Genomic DNA, 16,534 nt, shown 5'->3' on the forward strand with positions numbered 1-16,534 from the left:
GCTAGGTTTTGGGTATGGCTAGTTCCCGGGGTCCGTACGCCAAGGGGGTCGCGAAGCGCGCCGAGATCCTGCGCGCGGCGCTCGAGGTGATCGCGCGGCACGGCTACCGGAAGACGTCGACGCGCGAGCTGGCGGCCGCCGCCGGGCTGAGCGAGGCGGGGATGCTGCACTACTTCGGCTCGAAGGAGAAGCTCTTCGAGGAGGTACTGCGGGCCCGCGACGAGGTCGATGCCGCGCGGTTCGCCGACGAGGACCCGATCGACGGGCTGCAGGCGGTGATCCGGCACAACGGGACCGTGTCCGGTCTGGTGCAGCTCTACTCCACGTTCTCCGCCGAGGCGGGCGACCCCGAGCACACGTCCCACGAGTTCTTCGTCGACCGCTACGCCACCATCCGCGCCCGCCTCGCCGCCACCATCCGCACCCGCCAGTCCGAAGGCACCCTCACGCCGGATGCCGACCCCGACACCATCGCCACCCTCCTGATAGCCGTCTCCGACGGCCTCCAGGTCCAGTCCCAGTACGCGCTCACCACACCCCCCGCAGACGCGTTCAACCACCTCCTCACCCTCCTGTCCGTCCGCCCGCGCAATAGTTGACCCATGACAAAGTCCGCCGAACCCCCCAACCCAACCGCGGACCAAGCCACCCCACCCACCCCCGCGCCCGCGGCGCCCACCACCCCCGCGCCTGCGGCGCCCACCACCCCCGCGCCTGCGTCGGCCACCCCACCGCCCAGCACGGCGGCGGACGCAGTGTCAGCTGCCGGTCGTCGTGCGCCGGTCGCGGCGCCGGGTGGTGGTGCGGCGGCTCCGGCCGACGCCACGGGCTCCGGGCTGACAGCTTCTGCCGCCGTCTCCGGGGATGGAGCGTCCGCCGCCGTCTCCGGGGCGGCGTCCGCCTCGTCGGCCGTCTCCGCGGGTGGAGCGCCCGCCGGCTCGATGCCAGCCACCTCCACACCCGACGGTGTCGGGCGGCGGGTGATCTCTCGGGAGGTCTGGTTGGTGCTGGCGCTTTCGTTGGGGGCGTCGGGGGTGGCGGCTGTTATCTCGTTTGCGGGGGTGCTGACGTCGGGCAAGCCGCTTGGTGGGCAGACGGCGGTGATTGTGGGGTCGCGGGCGCCGGGGCGGCCGTGGTTGGACCTTGCGTGGCAGGTGTTTGCGGTGGTGACCGCCCTGGTGCCGGTCGTGCTGGTGGGGCATCTGCTGGTGCGGGGCAAGGAGTCGCTCAGCACGATCGGGTTCGACCTGCGCGACCGCCGGCGGGACCTGGGCCGAGGTACGGCGATCGCGGCAGTGATCGGGGGAGCGGGACTCCTCTTCTACATCGGTGCACACGCGGCCGGCGTGAACCTGACCGTCGACCCGTCGCAGCTCCCGGACTACTGGTGGCGGATCCCGATCCTGTTCGCCGTCTCCGCGCAGAACGCCGTACTCGAGGAAGTCATCGTGCTCGGGTACCTCAACCACCGTCTCGACCAGCTCGGCTGGTCCGTCCGCCGGGCGACCGCGACCAGCGCGCTGCTGCGCGGCTCGTACCACCTCTACCAGGGCCTCGGCGGCTTCGCCGGCAACGTGATCATGGGCGTGATCTTCACCTACCTGTACCGCCGCTGGGGCCGCGTGATGCCGCTGGTCGTCGCTCACACCCTGATCGACACCACCGCGCTGATCGGCGCGACGTACCTCCTCGGCAAGGTCTCCTGGCTGCCGAGCTGAACCTCTGAAGACTGACGCGTAACCGATCCACCCCCCGACGGGTTGTTGGAGACGTGACAAGCAACGGGGAAATCACGAGTCCGCCTGAAATCGATGCCGGGCTGGCCGCCGCCGCGCTCGCGGTGTTCGCGCATCGGCACGAGGTCGTCCATCTGCTGTACGCCGCCACCGACGAGCCGGATGCGCTCACCCGGATCGGCGGCCTGCTGAAGGTCGACGAGGCGACCATCGCACGGGTGCTGGACCAGCCGCTGCGCTGGATGCTTCCGCAGTTCCGGTCCGAGCTGGAGACGATCGCGGCCACGCCCGACGCCGTTCCGGCCGGCGGTGCCGCGGCAGCCGCTCCGGACGGTACGCCGGCCGCCCTCGAGAAGGCGGCCGCCGCGAAGTAACTCGGCGTACGACGCACCGCTCCATCGCCTAGGTTGGAGCGGTGTACACGCATGGGCGGGACGTCCTGGAGATCGCCGACGAGCTGACGACGGCGTACGTCGAGGTGTTCACGGCGCCGCCGTTCGAGCACCGGGACCCGGAGGAGACCCGGCTCGCGTTCCGGAAACGCCTCGAGGGTGATGCCGGGCGGGACGGGTTCCAGGCGTGGATCGAACGCTCGGACGACGGGCAGATCGCCGGGTTCCTGACCGGGTGGACGACGCCGGCGCCGTTCCGGACGGACCGGTCGTACGGCAGCGTGCTCGACCGGATCGGGGCGGAGCAGGTGGAGGAGCTGCTGATCGGCGCGTTCGAGGTCGACGAGCTCGGCGTCCGCGCGCGCGCCCGCGGCACCGGACTGGCCCGCCGCCTGCTGGAGGCGGCGACCCAGGCCAACACCCGCGCCTGGCTGCTCGCCTGGAACCAGAACCACGACGCGATCGCCTTCTACCGCCACCTCGGCTGGCACGAGCCCGAGGTCCGCGGCCCCGAACACGACATCCTGGTCTTCGTCACCGGCTCTCTCCGGAAAGAAACCGTCACCAGCTGACGAATTCTTTCCGGAACGTCAGAGGCCGAAGAGCGCCTGGGCGTTGCGGTGGGTGATCGCGGCGTGCTCGTCCGCGGTAAGCTCCGCCGCCTCCAGGGCGCCCAGCGCGACGGACGGGTCGATCAGGGTTGCGTCGGTGCCGAACATCATCCGGTCGTGGCCGATCCGGTCGAGGATCCAGCGGATCCGGTTCGCCTCCGGAGCGGACCAGCACGGCTCGAACCAGATCCGGTCGGACCGCTCGGCCGCCTCGGGGACGCGCGGCCAGCCGTTCGCGCCCATGTGCCCGGCGAGCACCCGCGCGCCGGGCACCCGCGCCGCGACGTCGGCGAGGTCCAGCACGGTGTCGCCCCAGGTGTGGACGAGCGTCGGCAGGCCGTACTCCGTGGTCAGCTCGATCGCGGCCCGCATCGGCGGCGTGCTGATCGGGGTCCGGCTGTACTCGCTGTGGATCTTCGCGCCGACCCACCGCGTCCGCCCGTCGCCGGCGAGCAGTTCGTCGAGGTCCTTGCGGGCCTCGTCGAGCCGTCGCGGGTCGACGACGATTATGCCGCGCAACCGCGGGTCGGCCGGGAGTTGCGCGGCGAGCGAGCGGTTGCCGAGCGGGGCGTCGTACACGATCGCCTCGATCGCCGAGACCAGCTGCAGGTCGATGCCGAACCGGTCCAGGCCGTCGAGGTTCACGTCGATGCTCGCGACGTCCATCGAGAAGAACCACGGGCCCCAGTGCGCGTGGACGTCGATCAGCATGCGGGCTCCAGGAGGGTCTCGAGGCTGCGGCTGCCGGCCTGCGCGATCTCGTCCGGGCTCAGTTTCGACGAGAGCAACCGGCGGACGACGGACCGCGTCTCGTGGAACGGCGTACGGGCGCCGAACACGAGCCGCTCCGCGCCGACCTCGGCGGCGACGATCTCCAGCGAGTCCGGCCCGGTCAGCATCCGCGTCGACGTGTGGAACCCAGGCTCCGAACGGGCCAGCAGCACGAAGTCGCCGAGGTAGTAGAAGTGCGTGTCGAGGAACACCACCCGGGCGCCGATCCCGCGCAGCGCCGGTCCGACCTTCCGGACGTCGCCCTCGACGAAGATCGTCAGCCCCGCGCCGGCGAGCAGCCGGACCACGTGTTCGAACGCCGGGTACCCGGGTTCGACGCTCTGTGCGGTCGGCGCCAGCCGGACCGCCCGCGGCGGCGTGCCGCTCGCGAGCAGCCGCTCCAGCTCCTTCTCGGCGCCGAGCGGATCGCGCAGGTCGAGCACCGGACACGCGGTCCACCCGTTGCCCGCGGCAACGTGCGCGGCCTCGGCGTTCCCGGACGGTACGTCGAAGTGCACCGCCCGCAGCGCCGCCACGAGGCCGCCGGAGATCCCGCTGTCCGCGAGGACTTTCGCGATCGTCTCGGGCTGCCCCCAGCGCCCGGTCGTCACGTCGTGCCCGACCAGGATGTCGCAGTCGAGCAGCCGGGGCGTTTCACTCATTTGGGCTCCAGTGCGTTGTGGACCTTGCGGACGGCGGCGGCGATGTCGTCGACGTCGGCGTCGGTGTAGTTCTCGTTCCAGGGCAGGACCAGCAGGGTCCGGCCGATCAGCTCCTCGGCGTTCGGACACAGGCCGACCGGGTACTCGACATCCTGCAACGGGAACCCGGAACTGCCGTACGTGACTCGCTCGCGGACCGCGGGGGCGGCGTACAGCGGGCTGGTCAGGTAGCCGCCGTTCGCCGGCACGCCCTCGGCGGTGAGCGCGGCGGCCCATTCGCGCATGTCGCCTGCCGCCGCGGAGATGATCAGTGGGTACTGCCAGTAGACGTGGTCGCCGCCGTCGGGCGGTGCGGTGACGCCGGCCAGGTCCCCGATCGCGGCGGTCAGCCGGGCGGCCGCCGTACGGCGATCCTGGACGACCGCACGGAGCTTGGTCAGTTGGGCGCGGGTCACCGAGGCGACCAGCTCGGTCATCCGGTAGTTGAGCGCCAGGAACAGGTACGTGCGCTCGTCGGTGTCGCGCGGCCAGCCCTTGTCCGCGAACAGCCGCATCCGGCGCGCGTGCTGCGCGTTGTCGGTGACGGTCAAACCGCCGTCGCCCGCGCTGATGTGCTTGGTCTGCTGGAGGCTGAAGCACCCGATGTGCCCGATCCGGCCGACGTACGTGTCGCCGACCGGCGCCAGATACGCCTGCGCGCAGTCCTCGATCAGCAGGATCCCGTGCCGGTCGCACAGCGCGCGCAGCTCCCGGACCGCGGCCGGCTTGCCGAACAGGTGTACGACGATCACCGCCTTCGTCCGCGGCGTGATCGCGGCCTCGACGGTCTCCGGTGTGAGGTTCCCGGTGATCGGGTCGACGTCCGCGAACACCGGTACGGCGTTCTGCATCATGATCGGGAACACCGTGCCCATGTCGCTGATGGGCGTGGTGATGATCTCGTCGCCCGGGTCCGGGTTTACCGCCGCGACGGCCAGGTGCAGCGCCGCCGTACCCGAACTGCAGGCGACCGCATACCCGGCGCCGAGCAGCGAGGCGAACTCCATCTCCAGCGCCGGCACCTCGACGCCCCAGGTGGCCGACAGCATGCCGCTGCGCAGCACCCGCTCGACCGCCTTCACTTCGTCGTCGCCGAACCGCCGGCCACTGGCGTCCATCGTCGACGGCAACGGCCCGGTGCGCACCGGCGTACCGCCGTCCTTGGCGAGCTTCTCCATGAAAGCGATTCCTCCGTTGGTTGCTCAGGGCAATGGCGGTTGGACGAGGCCGCGGTCGGACAGGCCCCACGCACGGTGCCCGGCGCCGCGGACCGGGGTCAGTTGCGGCACGGTGTACCACCCGTCGCCGAGCATGTTCACCAGCACCTCGCCGTACTCCCGGGACAGTTCGCACCGAATTACGGTCATGGCTGAAATTAGCCGGACGTGCGTGAGTGCGTCAACCGTTCGGGAACCAATCAGCTCTGAACGGTCTACAGGTGGACGCGGTACACGACCAGCGGACGGCCGCTGCCGGTGCCGAGCTGGGTGCCGGTGGCGTCCGCGAGGCCGGCCCGCTCGAGGCGGTTCAGCACCCGCCGGGCGGTCCGCGGCTGGATACCGAGGTGATCGGCGACCGAGCGGGTGGTGAGCCCGTCGTCCGGCGTGGCGCGGACGAGCTCCTGGAGCCGTTCGAGGGTCGCCTTGGACAGACCGGCGCGCTGGGCGAGCAGCTGGAGTTTCGAGCGCTGCTGCGCGCGGGGCGCGGCGCCGCCGACCAGGACCAGGTCGATGTCGTTGCGCAGCGACACGACGGCCGCCGTACGTCCGGCCGTCTTCGCGCGGCCGAGCGCGCGGCGGGCGAGGACCTCGGTCTCGGTGCCGGAGCCGCCGATGCCGAACCCGATCCGGACCGGGCCGAACTGCTCCTTCAGCCGGGTCAGCATGCTCAGCTCGGTGAACGCCGCGGTCGCCTGCTCGAGCGGTCCGCGGGTCGCGATCACCAGCCAGCGTTTGTCGTCGTACCGGAGCACGCTGCCGCCGAGCGAGCCGGCCTCGCGGCGCAGCGCGCCCTCCGCGTCCGGAGAGATCTCGACGAGGCCGAGCGCGATCTGCGCATCGTCACTGCGCAATGCGTCATGAACGAGCAGCAGACTGTTCACCGCGGCGCGCACCGAGTGCACCGACGGCGCGAGCCGCACCGTGGTCTGCTCGGTCCGGAGCTTCTCGTACGCCGACCGCAGACAGGTGATCGCCACGCCGGCCTTGGCCTGCCGGTGGAACGCGACGATGTCGTCGAGGCTCAGCCCGGGCCGGTACGGCAGCACCTTCACGCCGCGCATCGGCAGCCCGACCTCGTCGAACGTCTCCCGGACGTCGGCCTCGTCGAGTACGTCGATACTCAGCGACGTCACGTCGTGACCCTCGCTGAGCAGTTGCACCAGCGTCCGCATCAGCGTCGCGCCGGTGTACTCGACGTGCGCGGCCGGCCGGTCGAGCAGGTCCTGCGCGGCGGCGATCTGGTACGGGACCACACCGGTGAACAGCCAGGCGTCGACACTGCCGGGCGCTTCGGCCATCACCTTCGGCGTGTCGGTCTCCCGCCGGTACCGCAGCGGAACGACCTCGACACCCCGCAGCCCCTTGACGATCCGGCTGCTGGAGGTGACCAGGTCCGACGGTCCCACCACTCCGATCGTCGTCACCATGCGCAGGTCCCCTCCTCCATGCGGGTCAGTCTCGCCACAAGACCCCACCGCTGCAAGAACCCGCGCCGTCGTGGGCTACGTTCCAGTTATGGACCGGGTTCTGGACTGGATCGACGAGGGTACGGCGCTGTGCCGCGGAGCACTGGCCGACCTGGAGGCGCCGTCACTGCTGCCGGGGTGGTCGCGACGCCACGTGGCCGCGCACCTGGCCCTGAACGCGGAGGCCCTCGGAAACCTCGTGCACTGGGCGCGGACCGGTGAGGAACGCCACATGTACCCGTCCGCGGACGCCCGGAACGCCGACATCGAGCAGGCCTCGTCGCGGCCCGCGGACGAGCTGCGGACCTGGTTCGACGAGGCGTGCGCCATACTGCGTGCGTCGATGGCCGCGCTGACCGACGCCCAGTGGCAGACCCAGGTCCGCAGCTCCCGCGGCGCCCCGATCCCGGCCACCGAGGTCCCGTGGATGAGGTCCCGCGAGGTCATGATCCACGCCGTCGACCTCGACGCCGGCATCATTTTCGCCGACCTCCCGAACGACTTCCTCACCCGCCTCTGCGACGACATCCGCACCTCACGCGGCGACGTACCGGACGTCCACGGTCCCCTCGCCGAGGTCGCGGCGTACCTGTCCGGCCGTCCGTACACCAACGTCACCGCCCCGGACGGCACTCCCGCCGAGCCGCTCCCAGCCTGGCTCTAGGAGTTCCGCGCCCGGAACTCCTCCCAGACCGCCGGGTCATAGCCGGGCAGGCCACGGACATACGCCATCCACGTGTCCCGGTCGATCCCACCGGTGATGCGGGCGCGATACATCCGCAGATACTCCTCGTCGTCCGGCGACATCGGATCCCCTGGACGGCTGCCGACCCGCCCGTCGGTCAGCTCGCGAACGACGTCGGCGTGACCGGTGTGCCGGGTGGTGTCGAGCAGCACGGTCAGAACCATCTCACGCAAGGTCACCGTGTTCCCGGAGTGATGCGTCCCGGTCGCGTCCAGCTCGAGCGCCTCGATCGAACGCGCGGCCGCCGCACAGGCCCGCCGGTACGCCGCGAGGAGTTCCTCGACCGACTCGTCCGGCGTCGCCCACAGGTCGAGCCCGAAGAACAGCTCCTCGTCGTCGAGCCCGTCGGACATGCGGTCGCCGGCCTGCTCCTGCCCGAACGCCACCACCAGATAGCCGTAGGTGATCCCGGTCAGGTGCTTGACGATCCCGATCAGATTCGTCCCCGTCGGCGTCATCGGCTGACGGAGGGGGGCGTCGCTCAGGCCTTCGACCTTCCAGAGCAGCGAGCGTTGGACCTCATCCAGGTGTCGGAGCAGCAGCGTCTTCTCGGGTGGCATTCACGACACGGTAGCGAAGGTGGGTGACATCTCGGTCGCGCAGTTGGCGGACGTTCTCCAGTTCGATGTACTCGGGTGGCAGGTTGTCGAACAGGCGCCGGCCTTGGCCGAGGAGGACGTTGACGACGTGTAGTTCGAGTTCGTCCAGCAGACCGGCCCGGAGTAGCGCCTGGGCGGCGCCGGCGCCGTGGACCAGGACGTCTCGGTCACCTGCGGCGGCTTTCGCCCGGGCGGCGCATTCGGCGACGTCGCTGACGTAGACGGCGGTCCCGGGAGGTACGTCGTCCGCGCGGTGGGTGAGGATGAACATCGGTACGCCGTCGTGGTGGTCGCCGTGCCACCGTCCGGCGTGCTCGTACGTACGGCGTCCCGCGATCAGCGCGCCGGTCGCGAGCGCCTCGGCGTACACCTGACCGCTCGGGCCGTCGGAGTCACGGTCGTCGAGCCAGTTGAACAAGCGGAAGCCGCCGCGCCCCATCGGTTCCTCGACGCTGTCGTCCGGCCCGACCACGAAGCCATCGAGCGACATACTCATGTACAGGCGGATCATCGAGCGCCTCCGAGTGCCTGGGGGAACGTGAAGGTGTTCGTGGGATCGTACGTGTGCTTGAGGCTCAGCAGACGCTCGTAGTTGGGGCCGTGGTACGCCGTGTGCCAGTCGGGTACGTCGGGGTCCGGGAAGTTCGGGTAGACGTGCCCAGACGCGTGCGGGTGCGCGATGGACCAGGACCGGCGTACGGCGTCCCGGTCGGTGCCGACGTGTTCGAGGAGGAAGCGTTCGTCGCGGTGGGCGAACGCGGTGGCGTCGACCGGGACCCGGTTGTACGCGCCGCCCATCGGTGTGAAGTTCAGCTCGCAGCCGGTGCCGAGGAGTTCGTCGATCACCGCCCGGGGGAGTGCGGCGCGGACGAACTCGGACCTGCTGTGCACAACACGCTCGTCATCCTCCTCCGACAGACTGCGTTTGAGCTCAGGCCAGCTGAGGTCGTCGCGTACGTCGATCTCACCGTCCACGAACGGCCCCGGATCGAACCGGTCAAGGCTCGCCCCGAACACCTCCACGCGATCACCCGTCACCGCCAGACTCGCGGTCACCTCGTCGGCAGCGTCCGGCGCCCATTCCTGCCAGGTGGCGATCACTTCGGCGGCCCGCTCCCGCGCCCACCTGATCCGGAACCGCGTCGCGGCCGGCGAAGGTACGGCGTCGAACACCAACGACGTGACCACCCCGAACTGCCCGCCGCCCGCACCCCGCAACGCCCAGAGCAGCTCGTCGTCACCCTCCACAACGTTGCCGTCAGCAAGCACCACCGTCGCGGCGACCAGCCGGTCGCACGTCAGCCCGTACCGCCTCCCGAGCAGCCCGAGCCCGCCGCCGAGCGTCAGCCCCGCGATCCCCACCGTCGGACCACACCCCGCCGGAATCGTCAGCCCGTACTCGTGCAGCCCGCGATACACCTCCGCCAGCCGAGCCCCCGCCCCGATCGTCGCCCGACCGTCCGCCACCGACACCTCGGACAGCGGAGACAGCTCGATCAGCAAACCGGTCGTGGACGACCGCCCAGCAAAGCAATGCCCGCCCCCGCGAGGAGTCACCGGCAGGCCCCGCGATCGGGCGTACGCGAGCGCCTCCGCCACGTCATCGGTCGACCGGCAGCGCGCGATCACGGCCGGACGGACAGCGTCGTACTGCGGCTGCGCCGGGCGGCGAAGTACGTCGTACAGGTCGTGGTCAGGCCCGATCAGTTCCATGCACCGACGTTAGGACGGCACCCGCTCGGCGCGCTTGAATGAAACGTGCGCCTAAGAACGGCGCCCACGACGCGGTGTGGTCGTGCCCGCAGTCGCACCGGTCGGCCTTGTCGCCGAGCAGATCCCGCGGCGTCACCCCGGCCAGCCGTACGCACTCCCTGGTCAGATGGGCGTGATCGGCGTACCCGACCTCGGCCGCCAGGTCCGCGAGCCCGCTCCCGAAACCGGCCTGCGCCAGCGCGAGGTACCCCTGGAAGCGGAGCGTTCGTTGCAGCGCCTTCGGCCCGACCCCGGTCGCCGTCAGGCACCGGCGGCGAAGCTGGCTCTCCGACAGCGACAGGTCGTCCGCCAGCGTCGCGATCGCGGACGGCTCCCACGGCATCAACCGGCGTACCAGCTCCGCCACCACCGGATCCGGCCGCAGCTCCTGCCGCACCAGATACCGCTGTACGCCGAGCAACGCCAACTGTGGACCCGCCGCCTCCGCGACCACCGACCCGATCGCATCCGCGAGCGGCCCCCACAGATGGACAGCGCAGTCCACCAGTTCGTCAGCCGGTACGCCGAGCAGCCGCGTCCCCACGCCCGGCATGAACCGTACGCCGACGATCGTCGTCCGCGGCGGGATCACCTGCAGCTGCGCCCGCGTCAACGGCCCGATCAGCCGCGGTACGCCGCCCACCGGGCAGTGCAGCTCGACGCCGCCCGTCGGCAGGTCCCGCTGCGGGTACGGCTCCGGGCCGGTGCGCTGGATCCAGACCGTACGGACGAGACCGGCCAGTGCGGGCACCGGCGCGCTCTCGTCGTACGTCTGGGTCATCAGACCTCGATGTGCGAACCGATGATGACCGTACGGTCGCGGGGGAGGCTGAAGGCCTCGGCGGCGTCCGCGGTGATGTGCGCCGTGGCGAGGAACAGCTGCTTGCGCCAGCCCGCCATGGTCTTGGCCTTGCCGCGCCGGAGCTCGATCTTCGACAGGAAGTACGACGCCCGGGCGAGGTCGAGCGGTCCCTCGGACTCGGACGGATCCAGCAGCGCCAGCGCGGCCGGTACGTCGGGGCGCTCCATGTAGCCGAACTTGATCGTGACGTGCGTGATGCCGTCGTCGCCGTACCCGAGGTCGTTGACCGTGACCCGGTTCTCCTCGGCGACCCGCGGTACCGGCTCGGTGTCGATCGCGACGATCACCACGTGCTCGTGCCGGACCTGGTTGTGCTCGACGTTCGCCCGGAGCGCGAGCGGGGCGCTGACGCCGCCGCGGTTCAGGAAGATCGCCGTACCGGGGACCGTGCGGACCGGCATCTTGCCGGAGCGCAGCTCGTCGATGAACTCCTGCAACGAGCCCTCGGCCCGCTCCCGCTCCTGGGTGACGACCTCGCGGCCGCGCTGCCAGGTCGTCATCACGGTGAACGTGGTGAGCGCGATCAGCAGCGGCAGCCACGCGCCGTGCAGCAGCTTGGTCAGGTTCGCCGCGATGAACAGCCCGTCGATCAGCAGCAGCGGTGTGGCGCCGGCGATGATCACCCACTTCGAGATCTTCCAGCGGTAGTGCGCGACGTAGAAGAACAGCAGCGTGGTGACGCTGATCGTCCCGGTCACGGTCATGCCGTACGCGTACGCCAGCGCGGCCGAGCTGCGGAACGCGAAGATCAGCGTCAGCACCGACACGAACAGCAGCCAGTTGACGAACGGTACGTAGATCTGGCCGATCGTGGTCGCCGACGTGTGCGTGACCCGCAGCCGCGGCAGGTACCCGAGGCGGGCGGCCTGCGCCATCACCGAGTAGGCGCCGGTGATCACGGCCTGCGACGCGATCACGGTCGCCGCGGTCGCGAGCAGCACCAGCGGCAGCCGGCCCCAGCTCGGGACCAGCAGGAAGAACGGGCTGCTGATGTTCTCGTGGTTCTTCAGGATCAGCGCACCCTGGCCCATGTAGCTGAGCGTGAGGGCCGGCAGTACGAGGAACAGCCAGCCGCGGCTGATCGCTTTCCGGCCGAAGTGGCCCATGTCGGCGTACAGCGCCTCGGCGCCGGTGATCGACAGCACGACGGCCGCGAGCGCGAAGAACGCGATGTGGAAGTGCCCGGCCAGGAACGAGATCGCGTACGTCGGGGACAACGCCTTCAGGATCTGCGCGTGCGTGAGGATGCCGCCGATCCCGGCCGCGCCGATCACCGCGAACCAGACGATCATCACCGGTCCGAACGCCCGGCCGATGGACTCGGTACCGCGGCGCTGGACCATGAACAGCCCGATGATGATCACCGCGGTGATCGGGATCACGTACTCGCCCAGCGACGGCTGCACCGTCTTGAGCCCCTCGACCGCGGACAGCACCGAGATCGCCGGCGTGATCATGCCGTCGCCGAAGAACAGCGACGCGCCGAACAGGCCCACCGTCGCCAGCACCGCGGCGGCCTTCCGGCCCGGGTGCGTCTGCCGCCACTTGCGCAGCAGTGTGATCAGCGCGACCACGCCGCCTTCGCCGTTGTTGTCGGCGCGCATCGTGAGCATGATGTACGTGACGGTGACGATGATCATCACCGACCAGAAGATCAGCGACACCACGCCGTACACGTTGTTGTCGCTGAGCGGCACCGGGTGCGGGTCCTCCGGGTTGAAGACCGTCTGCAGGGTGTAGATGGGGCTGGTTCCGATGTCACCGAACACGACACCGAGGGCGCCCACGATCACGGCCAGCTTCACCGTGTCGTGTGCCGCGCTGTGCCCCGTCGTATGCCCAGGGCTTTCATCGGCGCTGGGCGCCTGCTGATCCGTCACGGCACCGGACGATACCCGCCCCGGGAGCTATCGGAGTGCATGTCGAGCCCACGGCCCCGGCTCCGACGTACCGGACATGACAGCCGAACGGGTACTGCGGACCTACCTGACGCTGGTCGCGGTGTCGACGGGGGCGTCGTCGATGATCTGGGGCATCAACACGCTGTTCCTGCTGGACGCCGGCCTGAACGTCGGGCAGGCGTTCGCCGCGAACGCGTTCTTCACCGTCGGGATGGTGCTGTTCGAGGTCCCGACCGGGGTGGTCGCGGACACGATCGGGCGGCGGGCGTCGTACCTGCTGGGGACGGCGACGCTGTTCGGTACGACGCTGCTGTACCTGTGGCTGTGGCGGGTGCACGCCGGGTTCGGGTGGTGGGCGGTGGTGTCGGCGCTGCTCGGGCTCGGGTTCACGTTCTTCAGCGGCGCGACGGAGGCCTGGCTGGTCGACGGACTGCACGCGACCGGGTACCAAGGGTCGCTGGACGCGGCGTTCGCGAAGGGACAGGTGGCGAACGGCATCGCGATGATGGCCGGCTCGATCGGCGGCGGCGTACTCGCCCAGCTGACGAACCTCGGGACCCCGTACATCGCCCGGGCACTGTTGCTGACGGCCACGTTCGCTGTCGCCTGGCGCTCGATGCGCGACCTCGGCTTCACACCCAAGACAGGCGTCTCCGTCCGCGGCGAGATGACCGGCATAGTCCGCTCCTCCCTCCACCACGGCCTCCACAACCCCCGCGTCCGCTGGCTGATCCTCGCCGGCCCCTTCACCGCAGGCGTCAGCGCCTACGGCTTCTACGCCGCCCAGCCCTACCTCCTCCACCTCTACGGCCACACCACGTCCTACGCCATAGCCGGCCTCTCCGCCGGCGTAGTAGCCGCCGCCCAAATAGCAGGCGGCCTCCTAGCCCCCCACCTCCTCCAACCCACCCCCAACAAACAAGCCACCCCCCATCCAACCGCCGACGGAACGACAGCCACTCACCCAGCAGCGGACGGAACGACCGCCACTCACCCAATGCCGAAGGAGGCGGACGCTGACCACCCGACGCTGGATGGGCTGGGCGCCGCACACATGGCGCCGGAGGGCGTGGGTGCTGCCCAGCGAACGGCGGGCGGAGTGGGCGCCACCCACCCGACGGTGGAGGCGCTGGATGCTGCCCGGCGAACGGCGGAGGGGGCTGCTCCCTGGCGAACGGGGGAGGGGGCTGGCACAGCCGACCTGACCCTGGAGATGACGGGCGCCGCCCAGCCAACGGCCGACGGAGTGGGCGCCACTCACCTGACGCTAGAGGGGATGGGCGCCGCCCGGCGAACGGCGGAGGAGGTAGGCGCCACCCAGCTGACGCTGGAGGGGATGGGCGCTGCCCGGCGAACGGCGGAGGAGGTAGGCGCCACCCAGCTGACGCTGGAGGGGACGGGTGCTGCCCACCTGACGCTTGAGGTGGCGGGCGCCGCCAGGCGAACGGTGGAGGGGGCTGGCACAGCCGACCTGACCCTGGAGATGGCGGGCGCCGCCCAACCAACGGCCGACGGAATGGCCGCCGCCCACCAGACGGTGGAGGGAGCGGGCGCCGCCCGGCGAACGGCGGAGGAGGTGGGCGCCACCCACCTGACGCTGGAGGGGATGGGCGCTGCGGACCTGGCGGTGGAGGGAGCGGGCGTTCCCTGGCGAGCGGCGGAGGGGGTGGGAGCGACCTACCTGACACTGGAGGGTGGCGACGCCGGCCATCTGAGGCTGGAGGGGGCGGCCGCCGGTCGAACAGTTCGGGGGAGCGGGGATGCGAGCCAGCCGACTGTGAAGCGGGGGCTCGCGTTCCATCCCGGCCCGGAGCGGAGTGGAGGGGCGGATCGGAGGGTGGGGATGTTGATGGGGGCGATTGTGGTGTCGGGGGTGGTTGTTGCTGGGATCGGGGTGGTGACGACCTTCTGGGTTGCGTTGGTGTTGTTGATGGCGTGGGGGAGCATGTTCGCCGCGATGATGCCCGTCCGGCAGGCCTACCTGAACAGCCACATCCCGTCCGCTCAGCGCGCCACCGTTCTCTCCTTCGACAACCTGGTCGGCTCCGCCGGTGGGGTCGTCGTACAACCGGCCCTCGGACGCGCGGCAGACGTGTGGGGCTACGGACCGGCGTACCTGATCTGCGCCGGCGTCCAACTGCTCGCCGTACCGGTCCTCAGCCTCGCCCGCCGTAAACCGGTCGAGACCGCCGACGCCCAACCCCTAGCCTTGCGCACGTGGCAGCGCGACTGATCATCATCAACGGCGGCTCGAGTTCCGGGAAGACCGGCATCGTCCGGTGCCTGCAGGCGGTGCTTCCAGACCCCTGGCTCGCGCTCAGCGTGGACGACTTCGTCGACGCGCTGCCCGCGGTGATGAACGGCGGCATCGAGTTCGGCCCGAACGGCGAGGTGTCGGTCGGCCCGGCGTTCCGCGAACTCGAAGCCGCCTGGACCGCCGGCATCGTCGCCATGTGCCGCGCCGGAGGCCGCGCGATCGTAGACGACGTGTTCCTCGGCGGCGCCTCCTCCCAGCAACGCTGGCGCACCGCGGCCGGCAACCTCGAAACCGTCTTCGTCGGCGTCCACTGCGCCCCCGAAGTCGCTGCCGGCCGCGAGCTCGCCCGAGGCGACCGCACCCGCGGCATGGCCGAACAACAGGCGTACGCCGTCCACGAAGGCGTCACGTACGACGTCGAAGTAGACAGCTCCCACACCGAGTCGCTCACCCTCGCCCACCAGATCGCCGAGCACCTCACGAACTAGCAACCCCCGCCCAACCGGCTAGGTCGCGGACAGATGCGTGCGGCGTACGCCCACTAGATCGCCAGCTGCCCTTGGAGCCGACAACCGTCGCCACAACCGGCTGGGCGCGGGCACGCGCCCGCCCGCCGTGTGCGGCCTGTTGGGTAGGCCTACTAGCTCCTCGGCTGCGTCTGGAGCCGACAACCGTCGCCGCAACCGGCTGGGCCGCGGGCACGCGCCGCCCGCCGTGTGCGGCCTGTTGGGTAGGCCCACTAGCTCGTCGGCTGCGCCTGGAGCTGACAACCGTCGCGCAACCTGGTGTGGGTCGCAGGCAGGCGCGCCTGCAGTGTGCGTTTGGGTACCTCAAGAGCTGACAACGCGTGCGGGACCGCGTGGGTCGCGGGCGGATGCGTGCGGCGTGTGGTCGTCGGGTACGTCGAGAGCTGACAGCACCCGCGCAACCGGGTGGGTTGAGGGCAGGTGCGTGCCCGCCGTGTGCGGCGTGTAGGGGTAGGCGTGCTAGATCGTCCGCTGCGTCTGGAGTTGGCAGCCGTCGCGCAACCGGGTGGGTTGCGGGCAGGCACACGCCCGCCGTGTGCGGCCTGTGGGGTGGGACCGCTAGGTCGTCGTACGTCCGTGACGCCGGCGACCAGTTCAAGCGCTGCGTCTGGAGGTAACAGTCGTCGCGCAAGGGAGTAGGTCGCGGGCAGACGCGTGCCTGCGGTGTGCGGCCGCTAGATCGAGAGCTGACATCCCTTGCGCGACCGGGTGGGTTCCTGGCAGACGCGCGTCTGCCAGGAACGTGGCCGTCGGGTTCTTCGAGGGCTGACAGCACCTGCGTGAGCGGGTGGTTCCGGGCAGGCGCGCGGCTGCCAGGAACGTAGTCGTCGGGTTCTTCGAGGGCTGACAGCACCTGCGTGAGCGGGTGGGTCGCGGGCCGGTGTCTGCGGCTTTGCGGGTGCGCCCGCCGGATTGACGGCTGCCTCGACAGCTGACATCAACCGCGCGACCGGGCGAGTGGGCCCGTTCCGCGGTTGTGAGAGGTGGCGAGTGG

At 70.6% G+C, this 16,534-nt stretch carries 17 protein-coding genes; 7 read left to right on the plus strand and 10 right to left on the minus strand.

Going from position 1 to position 16,534, the window contains the following annotated elements; translation table 11 throughout:
* Positions 1-14: 14 nt before the first annotated feature.
* The 4 genes from ACFV9C_RS31935 to ACFV9C_RS31950 are packed head-to-tail and all read left to right on the plus strand — an operon-like array spanning position 15 to position 2,700.
* Complete coding sequence (locus ACFV9C_RS31935; RefSeq protein ID WP_380199269.1) at positions 15-599, plus strand: TetR/AcrR family transcriptional regulator; 585 nt, start codon at positions 15-17, stop codon at positions 597-599.
* Positions 600-602: 3 nt separating this feature from the next.
* On the plus strand, positions 603-1,718 hold the full coding sequence (locus ACFV9C_RS31940; protein WP_380199270.1) for a CPBP family intramembrane glutamic endopeptidase: 1,116 nt from the start codon (positions 603-605) through the stop codon (positions 1,716-1,718).
* Positions 1,719-1,771: 53 nt separating this feature from the next.
* Positions 1,772-2,110 (plus strand): hypothetical protein, encoded by a 339-nt coding sequence (locus tag ACFV9C_RS31945; protein ID WP_380199271.1) that lies wholly within the window; start codon positions 1,772-1,774, stop codon positions 2,108-2,110.
* A 41-nt stretch (positions 2,111-2,151) separates the two neighbouring features.
* Positions 2,152-2,700 (plus strand): GNAT family N-acetyltransferase, encoded by a 549-nt coding sequence (locus tag ACFV9C_RS31950; RefSeq protein WP_380199272.1) that lies wholly within the window; start codon positions 2,152-2,154, stop codon positions 2,698-2,700.
* Positions 2,701-2,718: 18 nt separating this feature from the next.
* Here the strand turns inward: ACFV9C_RS31950 and ACFV9C_RS31955 are convergent, their stop codons facing one another.
* From ACFV9C_RS31955 to ACFV9C_RS31975, 5 genes are all read right to left on the minus strand, one after another.
* A complete protein-coding gene (locus ACFV9C_RS31955) occupies positions 2,719-3,450 on the minus strand; it encodes an amidohydrolase family protein (RefSeq protein WP_380199273.1) in 732 nt (243 codons plus the stop codon).
* The gene (locus tag ACFV9C_RS31960) at positions 3,444-4,172 is read right to left on the minus strand and encodes a hypothetical protein (RefSeq protein ID WP_380199274.1); all 729 of its coding nucleotides are present in this window, start codon (positions 4,170-4,172) and stop codon (positions 3,444-3,446) included. Before ACFV9C_RS31960 ends, ACFV9C_RS31955 begins: the two co-directional genes overlap by 7 nt.
* Positions 4,169-5,389, minus strand: coding sequence for a DegT/DnrJ/EryC1/StrS family aminotransferase (locus ACFV9C_RS31965; protein WP_380199275.1), 1,221 nt, complete (start codon positions 5,387-5,389; stop codon positions 4,169-4,171). Before ACFV9C_RS31965 ends, ACFV9C_RS31960 begins: the two co-directional genes overlap by 4 nt.
* Before the next feature lie 24 nt (positions 5,390-5,413).
* Positions 5,414-5,578 (minus strand): hypothetical protein, encoded by a 165-nt coding sequence (locus ACFV9C_RS31970; protein ID WP_380199276.1) that lies wholly within the window; start codon positions 5,576-5,578, stop codon positions 5,414-5,416.
* Positions 5,579-5,643: 65 nt separating this feature from the next.
* Positions 5,644-6,858: a helix-turn-helix domain-containing protein gene (locus tag ACFV9C_RS31975; RefSeq protein WP_380199277.1), complete on the minus strand. Its 1,215-nt coding sequence runs from the start codon at positions 6,856-6,858 to the stop codon at positions 5,644-5,646.
* 88 nt (positions 6,859-6,946) lie between these two features.
* Between ACFV9C_RS31975 and ACFV9C_RS31980 the strand changes: the two genes are divergently transcribed.
* Positions 6,947-7,561, plus strand: a complete 615-nt coding sequence (locus tag ACFV9C_RS31980; RefSeq protein ID WP_380199278.1) for a maleylpyruvate isomerase family mycothiol-dependent enzyme — start codon at positions 6,947-6,949, stop codon at positions 7,559-7,561.
* Here the strand turns inward: ACFV9C_RS31980 and ACFV9C_RS31985 are convergent.
* The 5 genes from ACFV9C_RS31985 to ACFV9C_RS32005 are packed head-to-tail and all read right to left on the minus strand — an operon-like array spanning position 7,558 to position 12,735.
* Complete coding sequence (locus ACFV9C_RS31985; RefSeq protein ID WP_380199279.1) at positions 7,558-8,202, minus strand: DUF664 domain-containing protein; 645 nt, start codon at positions 8,200-8,202, stop codon at positions 7,558-7,560. The two genes, ACFV9C_RS31980 and ACFV9C_RS31985, sit on opposite strands and share 4 nt — an antisense overlap.
* Entirely contained in the window at positions 8,162-8,752 is a 591-nt protein-coding gene (locus ACFV9C_RS31990; protein WP_380199280.1) for a dihydrofolate reductase family protein, read from the minus strand. The genes ACFV9C_RS31985 and ACFV9C_RS31990 overlap by 41 nt, the downstream gene beginning before the upstream one ends.
* Entirely contained in the window at positions 8,749-9,954 is a 1,206-nt protein-coding gene (locus ACFV9C_RS31995) for an FAD-binding oxidoreductase (RefSeq protein ID WP_380199281.1), read from the minus strand. Before ACFV9C_RS31995 ends, ACFV9C_RS31990 begins: the two co-directional genes overlap by 4 nt.
* A complete protein-coding gene (locus ACFV9C_RS32000; RefSeq protein ID WP_380199282.1) occupies positions 9,935-10,774 on the minus strand; it encodes a helix-turn-helix domain-containing protein in 840 nt (279 codons plus the stop codon). The genes ACFV9C_RS31995 and ACFV9C_RS32000 overlap by 20 nt, the downstream gene beginning before the upstream one ends.
* Complete coding sequence (locus tag ACFV9C_RS32005) at positions 10,774-12,735, minus strand: potassium transporter Kup (protein WP_380199283.1); 1,962 nt, start codon at positions 12,733-12,735, stop codon at positions 10,774-10,776. The genes ACFV9C_RS32000 and ACFV9C_RS32005 overlap by 1 nt, the downstream gene beginning before the upstream one ends.
* 76 nt (positions 12,736-12,811) lie before the next feature.
* Here ACFV9C_RS32005 and ACFV9C_RS32010 point away from each other — a divergent pair, with 76 nt between their 5' ends.
* On the plus strand, positions 12,812-14,989 hold the full coding sequence (locus ACFV9C_RS32010) for an MFS transporter (RefSeq protein ID WP_380199284.1): 2,178 nt from the start codon (positions 12,812-12,814) through the stop codon (positions 14,987-14,989).
* A complete protein-coding gene (cpt, locus tag ACFV9C_RS32015) occupies positions 14,974-15,501 on the plus strand; it encodes a chloramphenicol phosphotransferase CPT (RefSeq protein ID WP_380199285.1) in 528 nt (175 codons plus the stop codon). Before ACFV9C_RS32010 ends, cpt begins: the two co-directional genes overlap by 16 nt.
* The last annotated feature ends 1,033 nt before the right edge of the window (positions 15,502-16,534 follow it).

Origin of the sequence: Kribbella sp. NPDC059898, assembly GCF_042730855.1 — a bacterium.
GTDB lineage: Bacteria > Actinomycetota > Actinomycetes > Propionibacteriales > Kribbellaceae > Kribbella.

Bases quoted from the DNA above. Each gene is read 5' to 3' on its own strand.
- ACFV9C_RS31985 (WP_380199279.1), bottom strand. From the start codon at position 8,202: ATGCCACCCGAGAAGACGCTGCTGCTCCGACACCTGGATGAGGTCCAA.
- ACFV9C_RS31970 (WP_380199276.1), bottom strand. From the start codon at position 5,578: ATGACCGTAATTCGGTGCGAACTGTCCCGGGAGTACGGCGAGGTGCTG.
- ACFV9C_RS31995 (WP_380199281.1), bottom strand. From the start codon at position 9,954: ATGGAACTGATCGGGCCTGACCACGACCTGTACGACGTACTTCGCCGC.
- ACFV9C_RS31955 (WP_380199273.1), bottom strand. From the start codon at position 3,450: ATGCTGATCGACGTCCACGCGCACTGGGGCCCGTGGTTCTTCTCGATG.
- ACFV9C_RS31935 (WP_380199269.1), top strand. From the start codon at position 15: ATGGCTAGTTCCCGGGGTCCGTACGCCAAGGGGGTCGCGAAGCGCGCC.
- ACFV9C_RS31990 (WP_380199280.1), bottom strand. From the start codon at position 8,752: ATGATCCGCCTGTACATGAGTATGTCGCTCGATGGCTTCGTGGTCGGG.
- ACFV9C_RS32000 (WP_380199282.1), bottom strand. From the start codon at position 10,774: ATGACCCAGACGTACGACGAGAGCGCGCCGGTGCCCGCACTGGCCGGT.
- ACFV9C_RS31960 (WP_380199274.1), bottom strand. From the start codon at position 4,172: ATGAGTGAAACGCCCCGGCTGCTCGACTGCGACATCCTGGTCGGGCAC.
- ACFV9C_RS31980 (WP_380199278.1), top strand. From the start codon at position 6,947: ATGGACCGGGTTCTGGACTGGATCGACGAGGGTACGGCGCTGTGCCGC.
- ACFV9C_RS31940 (WP_380199270.1), top strand. From the start codon at position 603: ATGACAAAGTCCGCCGAACCCCCCAACCCAACCGCGGACCAAGCCACC.
- ACFV9C_RS31965 (WP_380199275.1), bottom strand. From the start codon at position 5,389: ATGGAGAAGCTCGCCAAGGACGGCGGTACGCCGGTGCGCACCGGGCCG.
- ACFV9C_RS31975 (WP_380199277.1), bottom strand. From the start codon at position 6,858: ATGGTGACGACGATCGGAGTGGTGGGACCGTCGGACCTGGTCACCTCC.
- ACFV9C_RS32010 (WP_380199284.1), top strand. From the start codon at position 12,812: ATGACAGCCGAACGGGTACTGCGGACCTACCTGACGCTGGTCGCGGTG.